Source organism: Flavobacterium sp. (assembly GCF_044361015.1).
Lineage (GTDB): Bacteria > Bacteroidota > Bacteroidia > Flavobacteriales > Flavobacteriaceae > Flavobacterium.
In genome coordinates, this window is sequence record NZ_JBIKJL010000004.1 from 55,361 (window position 1) to 69,725 (window position 14,365).

Consider the following 14,365-nt stretch of genomic DNA (forward strand, 5'->3'; position numbering starts at 1 on the left):
TAAAAAGGTTTAAAAGTTTAAAATAGTTTAAAATCTTTTAAAATTTAAGTGTTTTAATTTTATACTGAACACTAAATTTTGAACACTGTTTACTAAATTACCTTTGCTTCGTTGTGTAAAAGATTTACTAATTCATCTAAATTATCAGCACTTACTAATTTTACAGCTGATTTTGCAGCCGGTTTTTCGAATTTTACGGCTTTAGTATTTAGTGCAGCTCCGACAGGTTCTAAAACAGTTAAAACTTTAGTTCGAGCAGTCATAATTCCTCTCATGTTAGGAATGCGTAAATCTTTTTCTTCTACCAAGCCTTTTTGACCACCAATAACCAATGGCAACGAAGTAGAAATAGTTTCTTTTCCACCATCAATTTCACGGACTACTTTAGCATTTGATGCATCAACTTTTATGTCAATACAAGCATTTACAAAATTGTATCCTAACAAACAGGAAATCATTCCGGGAACCATTCCACCATTGTAATCTAAAGATTCTTTACCGCAAATAATTAAATCATATTGACCTTGTTTAATAACTTCTGCTAACTGTTTTGCAACAAAAAAACCATCTGTTGGATTTGCATTAACACGAATTGCTTCATTGGCACCAATGGCTAAAGCTTTTCTTAATGTTGGTTCAGTATCCGGACCGCCAACATTGACAACGGTTACGGTTGCTCCTTGTTGTTCTTGAAACCAAACAGCTCTTGTTAAACCAAATTCGTCATTTGGATTGATAACAAATTGAACACCGTTTGTGTCGAATTCTGAATCGCTGTTGACAAAATTAATTTTGGATGTAGTATCAGGCACATGACTGATGCAAACTAATATTTTCATATAAAAGGATTAGATTATTTTTCGGGTACCAAAGTACAAATAATATTTCTAATTTTAGTATGCGTGCATAATAAAAATTTCAGTATTATATCGTTTTCGTTGCTATTAATATTTCTTTTGTCTAAAGAATAATATTTTTTCAAAAGGAAAATTAAAAATTGTTGAAAATTAAAAATTACAAAAAGTCAATTATTTTACACTAAAAATATGCTTTAAAGTGATTTAAAATAATTATTTTTGCCTTTCGAATAAAAGACTTAAAGAAAATTTCTATATGAAAACAATTCAATTCAGAGAAGCTATTTGTGAGGCGATGAGTGAAGAAATGCGTCGTGATGAAAGCATTTATTTAATGGGGGAGGAAGTAGCAGAATATAATGGTGCCTATAAAGCTTCTAAAGGAATGTTAGATGAATTCGGACCAAAGCGAGTAATTGATACACCTATTGCAGAACTTGGTTTTGCTGGAATCGCTGTTGGTTCAGCGATGAATGGTTGTCGTCCGATTGTGGAATTTATGACATTTAACTTTTCATTAGTTGGGATTGACCAAATTATAAATAATGCCGCAAAAATGCGTCAAATGTCAGCCGGACAATTTTCAATGCCAATGGTTTTTAGAGGACCAACCGCTTCTGCGGGTCAGTTAGCCGCTACTCACTCTCAGGCATTTGAAAGTTGGTTTGCCAATACTCCCGGATTAAAAGTAGTTGTTCCATCAAATCCTTATGATGCAAAAGGATTGCTAAAATCAGCTATACGCGACAATGACCCCGTTATTTTTATGGAGTCTGAACAAATGTATGGTGACAAAATGGAAGTTCCGGATGGTGAATATACTATTCCTTTAGGAGTAGCTGATATTAAAAGAGAAGGTTCTGACGTTACGATTGTTTCTTTTGGTAAAATAATTAAAGAAGCTTATATCGCTGCGGATGAATTAGCTAAAGAAGGTATTTCATGTGAAATCATCGATTTAAGAACAGTTCGCCCGATGGATTATGAGGCTATATTAACGTCTGTTAAAAAAACAAATCGATTAGTAGTTTTAGAAGAAGCTTGGCCATTTGCCAGTGTAGCTTCTGAAATTACCTATATGGTTCAGGAAAAAGCATTTGATTATTTAGATGCCCCGGTTCAACGAATTACCACTGCCGACACACCGGCTCCTTTTTCACCGGCTTTACTAAAAGAATGGTTGCCTGATTCAAATGATGTGATTAAGGCAGTAAAAAAAGTTATGTATAAATAGAAATATTATCTACTATATAGGAGACTTCATCAACTCGATTTTGATGAAGTTTTTTTTTAATTTGCTATGAAATTATATTCTGTCCTAATTGTTTTTATGTTGTTTACTGCTTCTTTGTTTGCTCAAACAAAAGTGAGCGGAGTAGTTGTAGATGAAAAAAATGAGCCTATTCCATTTGCAAATGTTTATTTTAAAAATTCATCTGAAGGAGTTATTACTAACGAAAATGGCCGTTTTTATCTTGAATCTACCAAAAACCATGCTGTTTTAGTTATTTCTTTTATTGGATATACTCCTAAAGAACTGGTTTTAGAAAAATCGGTTTCATACAATCTTAAAATTAAATTAGCGGAAGGGGAAACACTTCGTGAGGTTGTGTTGGTTTCAGGTAAGTTATCTAAAAAAAATAATCCGGCAATTGACATTTTACGTAAGATTTGGGCACGCAAAAGATTAAACGGCTTAAAACAATTTAATCAATATCAATTTGATAAGTATGAGAAAATTGAATTCGATTTAAATACAATCGATAGTGCTACCATGAAATCTAAGCTATTTAAGGGAATGGAATTTGTTTTTGAGCAAATGGACACTTCAGCAATAACCGGAAAAACGTATTTGCCTATTTTCATTAATGAATCTATTTCTGAAGTCTATGGAAATAATTTGACAAAAAAAGAAAAAGAAATTACGAAAGCCAATAAAAATTCCGGATTTAGCAACAATCAACAAGTTATTGCTTTTGTTAAAGATTTGTATGCTGATTATGATATTTATGATAATTATTTGAAGTTTTTTGATAAAGATTTCGTCAGTCCTTTATCTCGCACCGGAATTGAAGTTTATAATTATGCCCTTACGGATAGTATGTTTATTGATAACAAATGGTGTTATAATATTGTTTATTATCCCCGACGAAAAGGAGAACTCACTTTCAAAGGTGATTTTTGGGTGAATGATTCTACTTATGCCATAAAGTCAATCAATATGGCGGTTAGTAAAACTGCAAACATTAACTGGATTAAAGAAATTTATATTGAGCAAGAATTTGATGTGGTCAATGATTCCGTTTTTCTTTTAAAAAGAGATCATATGATGTCTGATTTTGCCTTCAATAAAAAAGAAGAATCCCAAGGGGTTTATGGAAAAAGAACCACCTTATATAAGAATCACAAATTCAATGAAGAAAAACCTAAAGAGTTTTACAAAGAGGAAATCAATTTTATAGACAATTCTGTTTATAATAAAACGGATGAATTTTGGGCTGAAAACAGATTTGAAAGTTTGAGTAAAGATGAATTAGGGGTTTACAAAATGTTAGATACACTGCAGACGGTCAAAAAATTCAAAAAAATGTACCGATTAGTTTCCATTTTGGGAAGCGGCTATATAGAATTTAATAAATTTGATTTCGGACCAATTTTTTCCACCGTTGGTTATAGCGATGTGGAGGGATTGCGACTTCGAGTCGGAGGGCGGACATATTTTGGCAGAAATGACCCTTGGCGAATTCAAGCTTACACCGCTTATGGTTTTAAAGATGATCAGGTAAAATACGGTTTGTCGGGAAAGATATTATTGAATCCTAAAAATCGTTTAATTTTAGAAGGAGGAAATCGAAGGGATATCGAACAACTTGGAGCAAATTTGACCACTACAAATAATGTGCTCGGCAGAAGTTTTGCTTCAACCGGACTTTTTATGAGTGGTTCAAATACGAATTTAACGAGTATCAATTTAAGTACCTTGTCAATGAATATTGAACCGGTGAAAAATTTAACGTTTGAATTTGGATTAACCTACCGAACATTGAAATCTGCCTCGGAAACATTCAGTCTGGATTATTACACCGATGCTTCGCGGACAACAGTTCAATCGGATGTAAAACAATCAGAAATGTCCTTTTCAGTTGATTACACTCCCGGTCGAAAATCTATCGGGTATGGAGTGGAACGTGCTGTTGTGGACAGTCCGTATTCTCGTTTTTTTGTCAGCTATAGCAAAGGATATGAAGGGGTGCTAGAAAGTGATTTTGCCTATGATAAACTTCAGTTTTACTTCAAAAAACCAATTTTAGTGGGCGGATTCGGTCGTTTAAACGTAATTACAGAAGCAGGTAAAACATTTGGAGCTGTTCCGTTAGGTTTGCTTAGTGTCATCCCTGGTAATCAATCTTACTTTATTATTGATAATACCTTCAATAATTTAAATTTTTATGAATTTGTATCGGATCAATATGCCACATTTCAGTTAGAACATCATTTTTTAGGGAGGTTATTTTCCAGAATCCCGGGTGTCCGTAAATTGAATTTAAGAGAAATAGTAAGTATAAAAGGAGTTGTAGGTTCTATCTCAGAAGAAAATATTTTATTAAACGCATCTACATTAACTTATTTAGCTCCTGAAAAACCCTATTGGGAATATGGATTTGGTGTGGGTAATATTTTCAAAGTATTCCGAATAGATTGTACTTGGAGAGGAAATTACAGAAACCTTCCGGACACCAATAATTTCACTATAAAAGGTTCGTTTGGGTTCTATTTTTAAGTTAATTTTTACTTTATATATCTATTAAGCAATATTCTATTAAGAATGTTGCTTTTTTTTATTCCTATTTTGTTACTTTTGCAACCGTTAAAAAAATTATAAAATACATTTTTATGGATTCAATTATGATTTATGTGCCAATTGTGATGGCATTAATAGGATTAGCTTTTATGGCTTTCAAAAGAGCATGGGTTTTAAAACAAGATGCCGGTGATGGTAAAATGAAAGAGATTTCAGATTACATTTATGAAGGAGCTCTAGCTTTCCTGAAAGCGGAATACCGATTATTAGCCATATTTGTTGTTATTGCAAGTGTTGTTTTGGCCGGTATAACTTTTTTGCCTGGCGTTAAAACTCACTTATTAATAGTGGTTGCCTTTATTTTTGGTGCTTTCTTTTCTGCTTTAGCCGGAAATATGGGGATGAAAATTGCAACTAAAACTAACGTAAGAACTACTCAAGCGGCTCGTACAAGTTTACCTCAAGCCTTAAAAGTTTCTTTTGGTGGTGGAACAGTAATGGGATTAGGAGTGGCAGGTTTAGCTGTTCTAGGTTTAACTGCCTTTTTTATTATTTTCTTTAACATTCTTTCTGGAGGTGTTTGGCAAGATACTGAAGCAATGACTGTGGTGCTTGAAACATTAGCCGGTTTTTCTCTTGGAGCTGAATCTATTGCCTTATTTGCTCGTGTTGGTGGTGGTATTTATACCAAAGCGGCCGACGTTGGAGCTGATTTAGTTGGAAAAGTGGAAGCAGGTATACCTGAAGATGATCCAAGAAATCCTGCTACTATTGCAGATAACGTGGGTGATAACGTAGGTGACGTTGCCGGTATGGGTGCCGATTTATTCGGTTCATATGTCGCAACTGTATTAGCAGCTATGGTTTTAGGTAATTATGTAATCAAAGATATGGGCGGAAACATTGTTGATCAAGGTTTCGGTGGAATTGGCCCAATTTTATTACCAATGGCAATCGCCGGTTTCGGAATCTTATTTTCAATCATCGGAACGATGTTGGTAAAAATCAATAGTAACGATGCCAAAGAAAAACAAGTTCAAGGTGCTTTAAACTTAGGAAACTGGGTTTCAATTGTTTTAACTGCTATTTCTTGTTTTTTCTTAGTAAAATATATGTTGCCTGAGGTAATGACCATGAAATTCTTCGGAGAAGAAGCTCAAGAAATTTCATACATGCGCGTTTTTTATGCTACTTTGGTAGGTTTAGTTGTGGGTGGAGCAATTTCATCTGTTACGGAATATTATACCGGACTTGGTACAAAACCGGTATTGGCAATTGTTCAAAAATCGTCAACTGGAGCAGGAACTAACGTAATTGCAGGTTTAGCTACAGGGATGATTTCTACTTTCCCAACCGTATTATTATTTGCAGGTGCAATTTGGACATCGTATGCTTTAGCTGGTTTTTATGGAGTTGCTTTAGCGGCATCTGCTATGATGGCAACAACAGCTATGCAATTAGCTATCGATGCATTTGGTCCTATTTCTGATAATGCAGGAGGAATTGCTGAAATGAGTGAATTACCAAAAGAAGTTCGTACGCGCACAGATATTTTAGATTCAGTTGGTAACACAACTGCTGCAACAGGAAAAGGTTTTGCAATTGCTTCTGCTGCGTTAACTTCATTAGCTTTATTTGCTGCTTATGTTACATTTACAGGAATTGATGGTATTAATATCTTCAAAGCACCGGTATTAGCGATGTTGTTTGTAGGAGGTATGATTCCGGTTGTATTTTCTGCTTTAGCAATGAATTCAGTTGGAAAAGCGGCTATGGATATGGTGTACGAAGTGCGTCGTCAATTCAAAGAAATTCCTGGAATCATGGAAGGAACGGGTAAACCGGAATATGGCAAATGTGTGGAGATTTCTACAAAAGCTGCATTACGTGAAATGATGTTGCCAGGAATTTTAACCATTGGTTTTCCTATTGCAATTGTATTATTAGGTAAGTTAGTTTATGCTGATAATAATCAATTAATTGCTGAAATGTTAGGGGGTTATATGGCAGGGGTAACCGTTTCCGGTGTACTTTGGGCTGTGTTCCAAAACAACGCCGGTGGTGCATGGGATAACGCTAAAAAATCTTTTGAAGCGGGTGTTATGATTAATGGTGAAATGACTTACAAAGGTTCCGATGCTCACAAAGCAGCTGTAACTGGAGATACTGTGGGTGATCCATTTAAAGATACTTCAGGACCATCTATGAACATTTTAATTAAATTGACTTGTTTAATAGGTTTAGTAATTGCTCCAATTTTAGGTAATGGTCATGCTGATGAAGCAAATATGCCTTGTTGTTCTACTGATGCTAAAACTGAAATGACTTGTGCTCAAGGTAAATGTGATTTGTCTAAATGTGCCACGATGACCAAAGAGGAATGTGCAGCTATGTGCGAGAAAAATGGTTGTTCAGAGGAGTGTAAAGCAAAATGCTTGTCTCAATATGATGCAGAAGGAAACTATGTTGGTGGTTCAATTGAAAAAGTTTCAAAAGATGTTAGGGTTGAAATAATCAAAACGGATGAAACCGCAAAAGCGACAGTTACAACAACCTTAAATGGCCAAACTGAAACGCAAACTTTTGAAGGAACAGAAGCAGAAGTGAAAGCTAAGATTGACGCTTTGAAATAATAGTTAAAGTTCAATTATAAAAAAATGCCTCCTAATTTTAGAAGGCATTTTTTTATTTTATTAAATATCTTGGTCTAAAATAAACCGTTTAGTTCTGCATCAATTCGGTTAAGAATCATTCCTAAATCTTCCGGATTGTCAACAAAATTAATATTGTCAACATCAATAATTAAAAGTTTTCCTTTGTCATAACTTTGAATCCAAGCTTCATAACGTTCGTTTAGTCTACTCAAATAATCAATAGAAATGGTGTTTTCATATTCTCGACCTCTTTTGTGAATCTGATTCACTAAATTTGGAATTGAACTTCTTAAATAGATTAATAAATCAGGTGCCTGGACCATACTTTCCATTAACTCAAACAACGATTTATAGTTGTTAAAATCACGATTTGTCATTAAACCCATAGCATGTAAGTTGGGAGCAAAAATATGTGAATCCTCATAAATTGTTCTGTCCTGAATGATTTTCTTTCCACTTTCACGAATTTGTAAAACTTGACGAAAACGACTGTTTAAGAAATAAATCTGTAAGTTAAATGACCATCGCTCCATTTGGTGATAAAAATCGTCCAAATAAGGGTTATCAACGACATCTTCAAAATGAGGTTCCCATTTAAAATGTTTGGCTAATAATCGTGTTAAGGTGGTTTTTCCGGCTCCAATGTTGCCTGCTACTGCTATGTGCATTATGGTAATCTAATTTGGTAAGTACTAATTTCGTTGTCTGTAAAAATAATCAAAAATTGGTCTTTAAACCGAAAACTTTGAAAGGTTTTTTTATCTAATTCGATTAAAGTACTTTTATCTTCTTTAAGATTATAATAATATAGTTTGTTTTCCCATTGATAAATTACTTCTTTTTCAGATAAAAATTGAATAGAAGTAAAAGCAGGCACTTTTCCTAAGCTAAAAACTTTTCCATAAACATCACAAGAATAAACAAGTTGTGTGTCTTCAATCCAATAAAATTGATTGAAATCTGCTTGATAATATTGAAAAGTTTTTTGAAAAGGTTGTGCTAAGGGTTGATGGGTTAATTTTAACAAATCAAACAAACTCAATTGCATCGTTAACGAATTAAATACCCAAAGCCGATTTTGAGAAGCTAATCCGATGGCTGAAGCAACAATTGTTGTTGAATTTTTTGAAAACGAAATAATTTGGGATTCACTTAATTGATTATCTAAGGTAACGACAGTATTAAAACCTTCATAAAATAGGACTATTTTTAATGGATTTTGCGAATCTACTTTACTGATTTTTCCCAAATAAAGATTCTTGTACTGAAATAATTCACCACCTTTTTGTTTGTAGAAAACATTGTTTTTGATGTAGTAATGAAATCCGAAAACATCAGAATCAATGTATTCATTCGCTTCAATCGAAGTCGATGAAACAAATTGAGGGATTATTTTTTTCTCCTGTCCGGTAACGGAAAAAAATAATAATAAAAAATACGAGAATTGAATTAACTTCATAATGGCTAAAGTACAATTAAACTGTCGAATATTAAAATGGTATATTTAACAAAACATTGGTAACAAAAAACTAATAAACTCGTCATATTTGTTTTGTAAAACCATAAAACGTTTAAAAATGAAAACAATTATTGTCACCTTGCTTACATTGTTCACCGTGGTTATTAGTGCATTTGCTCAGGATTTTCAAGGAATGGCGGTGTATGAATCCAAAACAAGCACAGCTGATTTCAAGTCTAATTTTGCCGGAAATCGTGATATTACACCTGAGATGCAAAAAACGATTGAAGAACGTATGAAACAAATGTTTGAAAAAACATTCATATTAAATTTTGACAAAAATGCATCTATCTATAAGGAAGAAGAGAAATTAGACGCTCCTGGGCAAGGTGGTGGAATGAGAATGATGTCAAACATGATGGGCGGAGGCGGAACTCACTATAAAAACGTGAAAGAAAAAACATTTTCCGTTGATAAAGAATTTTTCGGGAAAGAATTTTTGGTTAAGGATACGTTGCCAAAATTAGCATGGAAGTTAGAAGGAGAAACGAAACAAATTGGGAACTACACTTGTTTTAAAGCAACAGCTGTTCGGCCCGTAAGTCAGGCTGATTTTAAAAATTATAGGAGAAAAACAGAGGATAAAAAGGAAAGCGAAAAAAAAGAAGAAGGTAAAGTGGAAGGTAAAACAGAAACTACAAAAACCACAAATTTGACTGATGGTTGGGATGTGCCGAAAGAAATTGTTGTTACAGCTTGGTACACTCCAGATATTCCAATTAACCAAGGACCTGAAAATTATTGGGGCTTACCCGGTTTAATTTTAGAGGTTAATGAAGGAAAAACTATTATTTTATGTTCAAAAATTGTGATGAATACCAAAGAGAAAAAAGAGATAAAAGCTCCCTCAAAAGGGAAAGAAGTAACTCAAGCTGAATATGATAAAATTGTAACCGAGAAGATGGCAGAAATGCGTGAAATGAATCAAGGACAAGGAGGCGGAAGAACTACGCAGTTTAGAATGGGCGGACAATAATTTAAATCAAATTCAATTTTTTTAGTAATGACTAAAAAACTACTTTTTCTTTTTTTACTTACTTCATTAATAGTTCAAGGTCAATCCATTCGATTAGATGGTGTTGTTCAGGATACATTGCGAAATCCGCTTGAAATGGCTAATGTAATGGCTATTAATCAAGATACTAAAGCGATGGATTCGTATGGAATAACCAATGATAAAGGAAGATTTCAACTCAATCTAAAGCCGAATTCTAATTATAAAATAAAAATCAGTTATATTGGTTTTCAAACTTTAGATGTTTCACTTGAAACAAAAACCGAAAATTTTCAAAAGGCATTTACTTTAAAAGAAGGAGATGTAAATTTAGAAGGGGTAGAAGTGGTTCATGAAATGCCGGTTTCCATCAAAGGAGATACTATTATTTATAATGCTGATTCCTTTAAAACCGGGACAGAAAAAAAACTGGAAGATGTGCTCAAAAAGCTTCCTGGAGTTGAAGTAAACGCTGACGGTGAAATTGAGGTAGAAGGTAAAAAAGTAACGCAATTACTCGTTGATGGGAAAAAGTTTTTTGAAGGAGACACAAAATTAGGAGCCAAAAATATTCCGTCTGATGCTGTTGACAAAGTTCAAGTATTAAGAAATTACTCCGAAGTTAGCCAGTTGCGTGGATTAGAAAATAACAACGATGATATCGCAATCAATATCAAACTTAAAAAGGGGAAAAATAAATTCTGGTTTGGAGATATTTCTGCCGGAATTGGTCCTGATGAGCGTTATATAATCAATCCAAAATTGTTTTATTACAGTCCGAAAACAAGCATCAATGTTTTGAGTAATTTTAATAATATTGGCGATGTACCTTTTTCTTTACGGGATTATTTTAGGTTGACAGGCGGTTCTCGAAATACGATTGGTAGAAATGGAACTAATTTCAATGTTTCTTCTAATGATTTAGGTATTTCTACTCAACGAAACGACCGGGCAGAAGAAATTGATACAAAATTTGGAGCTGCAAACGTAACCCAACAAATGTCTAAAACTTGGAATCTAAGTGGATTTGCCGTTATTTCATCTGATAAAACAAAGATGAATACACAATCAAGAAATGAGTATTATGAGCCAAATTCTACTGAAGTCGAAACTAAGGAAAACAGAAGCGACATTTCTAATTTGACTAATAATTTGGCTATTTTTAAAATAGGTTCAAAATATAAACCAAGTGCTAGTTTTCAGTTTGATTATGACATATCCTTAAAACGTTCAAATCAAGAAGAAACAAACTTGGTAGAAACAACTTCCATTACAAATAATGTAGAAACGTTTAATTCGATAAATTCATTCAAAAAACAAGATCCTTTGTCGTTAAATCAAAGTTTAAATATATTTTGGACACAAAACGAAAAAAGTACTTGGGCATTTGAAGTACAGCATTTATATCAAGATGAGGACCCTTTGTACAATCCAAAATTGGTAAATAATCCGTTTCCAATTCTTGTAGGTTTTGATGATAATCAAAGTTTTTATAATATCAATCAAACCCGTTTTGTCAAAACAAATAGAATTGATGCCAAAGCAGATTATTATTATTCTCTTACTGCTAAAAGCAACCTAAATATCACTGTTGGAAACACTTATTCTTACCAAAGTTATAATTCATCTATTTTTCAAATATTAGATAATGGATCCTCCTTGACATTAGAAGATGAGGCCTATAAAAATGATGTTCGGTATAGTTTTAATGATGCTTATTTAGGAGCACATTATAAATTTATAACCGGTAAATTTACCTTCAATCCGGGAATAAGTTTTCACCAATATACTACTTTTAATGAGCAATTAGAAACAAAAGTGAATGATGATTTTTCAAGAGTTTTACCTGATGTTTTTGCTCAATATCAAATAAAAAAATCAGAATCACTGACATATACGTACAGGATGAACAATGTTTTTAGCGATATCAATTCATTTGCTCAAGGGTTTACTTTCAGTAATTTTAATTCCATTAACAGAGGAAATCGTATGCTGGAAAATGCATTGCAACAAACTCACTCCTTACGATATTTTAAATATAATTTGTTCAATTATACGACGATTTTTGGAAATTTAAATTATGTAAAAACTACAGATCCGGTTATCAATAGAGCTTTTTTTAACGGAATTTACCAAACCAGTGAAAAAATGAATGCAGATTTCGAAAATGAAAGCATCAATGGAATGGTAGGTTATCAGCGTTCATTTTTGAAATATTATAAAGGCAATATTGGTTTAAACATGAATTGGTCAAAATTTAATACGCTAAGGGTCAATCCTTCAAACCCAACTAATTCGGAATTTGATTTTATTCAAACAACAGAATCATTTAGTCAAACGTATCGTGCATCATTGGGGACTCAATTTAAAACTTGGCCTAATCTAGAACTAGGATATACCGTAACGCTTAATGATTATCAGGGAATAACTTTTAAAACGCAACAACCATTTGCAAAGTTAGATTACTTTTTTCTTGATGCTTTTTCTTTTAATTTGGATTATGATTATTATCAATATACTAATTCATCCAAAACGGTAAATAACACTTATGATTTTTTAAATACAAGTTTGAGTTATCGAAAAAAAGATGCAAAAATGGAATATAGAGTTGGAGTAACTAATTTATTAGATACAAAATCATTAAACGATGACAGTTTTAATCAAACAAGTTTTAGAACTTCAGAGTATTTAGTCCAACCAAGATATGTAGTGTTTTCTTTAAAATATAATTTATAATAAAAAACCCTGACTATATGAATATTCAGGGTTTTCTATAAATAATTGGCTTTGAATTATAATCCAAAAGCACTTTTCACTTGATTGACAAAATCTAATTTTTCCCAAGTAAACAATTCAACAGTCATCGTTTTATCTTCGCCATTTGGCAGTTTAAACGTTTTGGTAACTGTCTCAGGTGTTCTTCCCATGTGTCCGTAAGCCGCAGTTTCACTGTAAATAGGATTTCTTAATTTTAATCGTTGTTCAATAAAATAGGGACGCATATCAAAAATTTCTTCCACAATTTTACTGATTTCTCCATCTTTTAAATTTACTTTTGATGTGCCATACGTATTTACATTGATAGAAGTTGGTTTTGCAACGCCAATGGCATACGAAACCTGAACTAAAATCTCGTCACACAATCCGGCAGCAACTAAGTTTTTAGCAATATGACGAGTTGCGTAAGCAGCAGAACGGTCAACTTTTGATGGGTCTTTCCCTGAAAATGCTCCACCACCATGAGCTCCTTTACCGCCATAAGTATCTACGATAATTTTTCTGCCGGTTAAACCCGTATCGCCATGTGGTCCACCAATTACAAATTTTCCGGTTGGATTAATGTGATAAGTAATATTATCATTGAAGAAATGAGCATATTGAGGATATTTTGCTTTTATTCTCGGAATTAAAATCGAAATTAAATCACTCTTAATTTTAGCTAACATTGTTGCTTCATTAGCAAAATCATCATGTTGAGTTGAAATGACAATGGCATCAATTCGTTGAGGTTTGTTATCATCTGAATATTCTAAAGTAACCTGTGATTTTGCATCGGGGCGTAAATAAGTAATTTCAGAATTTTCTCTCCTCAAATTTGCCAATTCTATTAATAAGGCATGGGCAATATCTAACGCCAAAGGCATATAATTATTTGTTTCATTCGTTGCATATCCAAACATCATCCCTTGGTCACCCGCACCTTGCTCTTCTTTATTTGCTCGGTCAACGCCTTGATTAATATCTGCTGATTGTTCATGTATAGCCGAAAGTACTCCACAAGAATTAGCTTCAAACATGTACTCACTTTTTATGTAGCCTATTTTTTTGATTACATCTCTAGCAATAGTTTGAACATCTAGGTAAGTATTTGATTTTACTTCTCCGGCAAGAATTACTTGTCCGGTTGTAACCAAAGTTTCGCAAGCCACTTTTGATTCAGGGTCGAAAGCTAAAAAATTGTCGATTAATGCGTCTGAAATTTGATCAGCTACTTTGTCAGGATGCCCTTCACTCACTGATTCTGACGTAAATAAATAAGCCATAATAAATTTTTATTAATTAATTAAATTAAAGAAAAAAATGAATTGCAAGGAATAACTAAAGAAGAGTTTCTGCTTTAGCATTTTTTTACGAGGTTGCAATCAGTTCAAATTTTTCCTCTTTATTTCGAGTGCAAATGTATAAAGACTATTTGAATTGAAAAAACAATATTTGATTTTTATCATTTTAATATATGCGGTCATTTAATCTGTCAAGTTTAATAAAACAGAAAATAAATTTATTAAAATGCAATATTGTAGATTTATAAATTATTTTAATTAATAAATATAATTATTTTAGAAAAAATTTCATAAACTAATTTTTCTTTATACCTTTGCACTGTTCATACACATACTGATTGTTATCACGAAAGCCGGAGGGATTAGACCCTGTGAAAGCTTAGCAACCCTGCAACTGTAGAAGGTGCTACATTCTATTCGTCACGGCGAAACAGATAACCACGAGAAATTCTCTCTCCTTTTCAGATAACCTTGTATT

The 14,365-nt window shown here is 33.0% G+C and carries 8 protein-coding genes, 1 pseudogene and 1 riboswitch; of the genes and pseudogenes, 5 read left to right on the forward strand and 4 right to left on the reverse strand.

What is annotated here, in order from left to right:
* Positions 1-92: 92 nt before the first annotated feature.
* The gene (locus tag ACIQ2Z_RS02715) at positions 93-839 is read right to left on the reverse strand and encodes an electron transfer flavoprotein subunit beta/FixA family protein (RefSeq protein ID WP_396182632.1); all 747 of its coding nucleotides are present in this window, start codon (positions 837-839) and stop codon (positions 93-95) included.
* Between the two features lie 262 nt (positions 840-1,101).
* Between ACIQ2Z_RS02715 and ACIQ2Z_RS02720 the strand changes: the two are divergent.
* The 3 genes and pseudogenes from ACIQ2Z_RS02720 to ACIQ2Z_RS02730 form a co-directional block, all read left to right on the forward strand.
* Positions 1,102-2,091, forward strand: a pseudogene (locus ACIQ2Z_RS02720) (pyruvate dehydrogenase complex E1 component subunit beta); the annotation flags it as partial.
* A 66-nt stretch (positions 2,092-2,157) separates the two neighbouring features.
* A complete protein-coding gene (locus ACIQ2Z_RS02725) occupies positions 2,158-4,638 on the forward strand; it encodes a DUF5686 family protein (RefSeq protein ID WP_396182633.1) in 2,481 nt (826 codons plus the stop codon).
* 113 nt (positions 4,639-4,751) lie between these two features.
* Entirely contained in the window at positions 4,752-7,292 is a 2,541-nt protein-coding gene (locus tag ACIQ2Z_RS02730; protein ID WP_396182634.1) for a sodium-translocating pyrophosphatase, read from the forward strand.
* Between the two features lie 74 nt (positions 7,293-7,366).
* On the opposite strand, the gene ACIQ2Z_RS02735 is transcribed toward ACIQ2Z_RS02730, so the two are convergent.
* Both ACIQ2Z_RS02735 and ACIQ2Z_RS02740 read right to left on the reverse strand, forming a co-directional pair.
* A complete protein-coding gene (locus ACIQ2Z_RS02735; RefSeq protein WP_290859706.1) occupies positions 7,367-7,981 on the reverse strand; it encodes a deoxynucleoside kinase in 615 nt (204 codons plus the stop codon).
* Positions 7,981-8,772 carry a hypothetical protein gene (locus ACIQ2Z_RS02740; RefSeq protein WP_396182635.1) on the reverse strand — a complete coding sequence of 264 codons (792 nt, stop codon included), beginning with the start codon at positions 8,770-8,772 and terminating at the stop codon, positions 7,981-7,983. The genes ACIQ2Z_RS02735 and ACIQ2Z_RS02740 overlap by 1 nt, the downstream gene beginning before the upstream one ends.
* Positions 8,773-8,890: 118 nt before the next feature.
* Between ACIQ2Z_RS02740 and ACIQ2Z_RS02745 the strand changes: the two genes are divergently transcribed.
* Both ACIQ2Z_RS02745 and ACIQ2Z_RS02750 read left to right on the forward strand, forming a co-directional pair.
* The gene (locus ACIQ2Z_RS02745; RefSeq protein WP_396182636.1) at positions 8,891-9,808 is read left to right on the forward strand and encodes a GLPGLI family protein; all 918 of its coding nucleotides are present in this window, start codon (positions 8,891-8,893) and stop codon (positions 9,806-9,808) included.
* Between the two features lie 27 nt (positions 9,809-9,835).
* On the forward strand, positions 9,836-12,562 hold the full coding sequence (locus ACIQ2Z_RS02750; protein ID WP_396182637.1) for a carboxypeptidase-like regulatory domain-containing protein: 2,727 nt from the start codon (positions 9,836-9,838) through the stop codon (positions 12,560-12,562).
* Positions 12,563-12,618: 56 nt separating this feature from the next.
* On the opposite strand, the gene metK is transcribed toward ACIQ2Z_RS02750, so the two are convergent.
* A complete protein-coding gene (gene metK, locus ACIQ2Z_RS02755; protein ID WP_396182638.1) occupies positions 12,619-13,869 on the reverse strand; it encodes a methionine adenosyltransferase in 1,251 nt (416 codons plus the stop codon).
* Positions 13,870-14,225: 356 nt separating this feature from the next.
* Positions 14,226-14,328, forward strand: a riboswitch (SAM riboswitch).
* Positions 14,329-14,365 lie beyond the last annotated feature (37 nt).

Excerpts from the sequence above, each read along its gene's own strand:
- metK (WP_396182638.1), bottom strand. The coding sequence starts at position 13,869 with ATGGCTTATTTATTTACGTCAGAATCAGTGAGTGAAGGGCATCCTGAC.
- ACIQ2Z_RS02750 (WP_396182637.1), top strand. The coding sequence starts at position 9,836 with ATGACTAAAAAACTACTTTTTCTTTTTTTACTTACTTCATTAATAGTT.
- ACIQ2Z_RS02730 (WP_396182634.1), top strand. The coding sequence starts at position 4,752 with ATGGATTCAATTATGATTTATGTGCCAATTGTGATGGCATTAATAGGA.
- ACIQ2Z_RS02735 (WP_290859706.1), bottom strand. The coding sequence starts at position 7,981 with ATGCACATAGCAGTAGCAGGCAACATTGGAGCCGGAAAAACCACCTTA.
- ACIQ2Z_RS02715 (WP_396182632.1), bottom strand. The coding sequence starts at position 839 with ATGAAAATATTAGTTTGCATCAGTCATGTGCCTGATACTACATCCAAA.
- ACIQ2Z_RS02725 (WP_396182633.1), top strand. The coding sequence starts at position 2,158 with ATGAAATTATATTCTGTCCTAATTGTTTTTATGTTGTTTACTGCTTCT.
- ACIQ2Z_RS02740 (WP_396182635.1), bottom strand. The coding sequence starts at position 8,772 with ATGAAGTTAATTCAATTCTCGTATTTTTTATTATTATTTTTTTCCGTT.
- ACIQ2Z_RS02745 (WP_396182636.1), top strand. The coding sequence starts at position 8,891 with ATGAAAACAATTATTGTCACCTTGCTTACATTGTTCACCGTGGTTATT.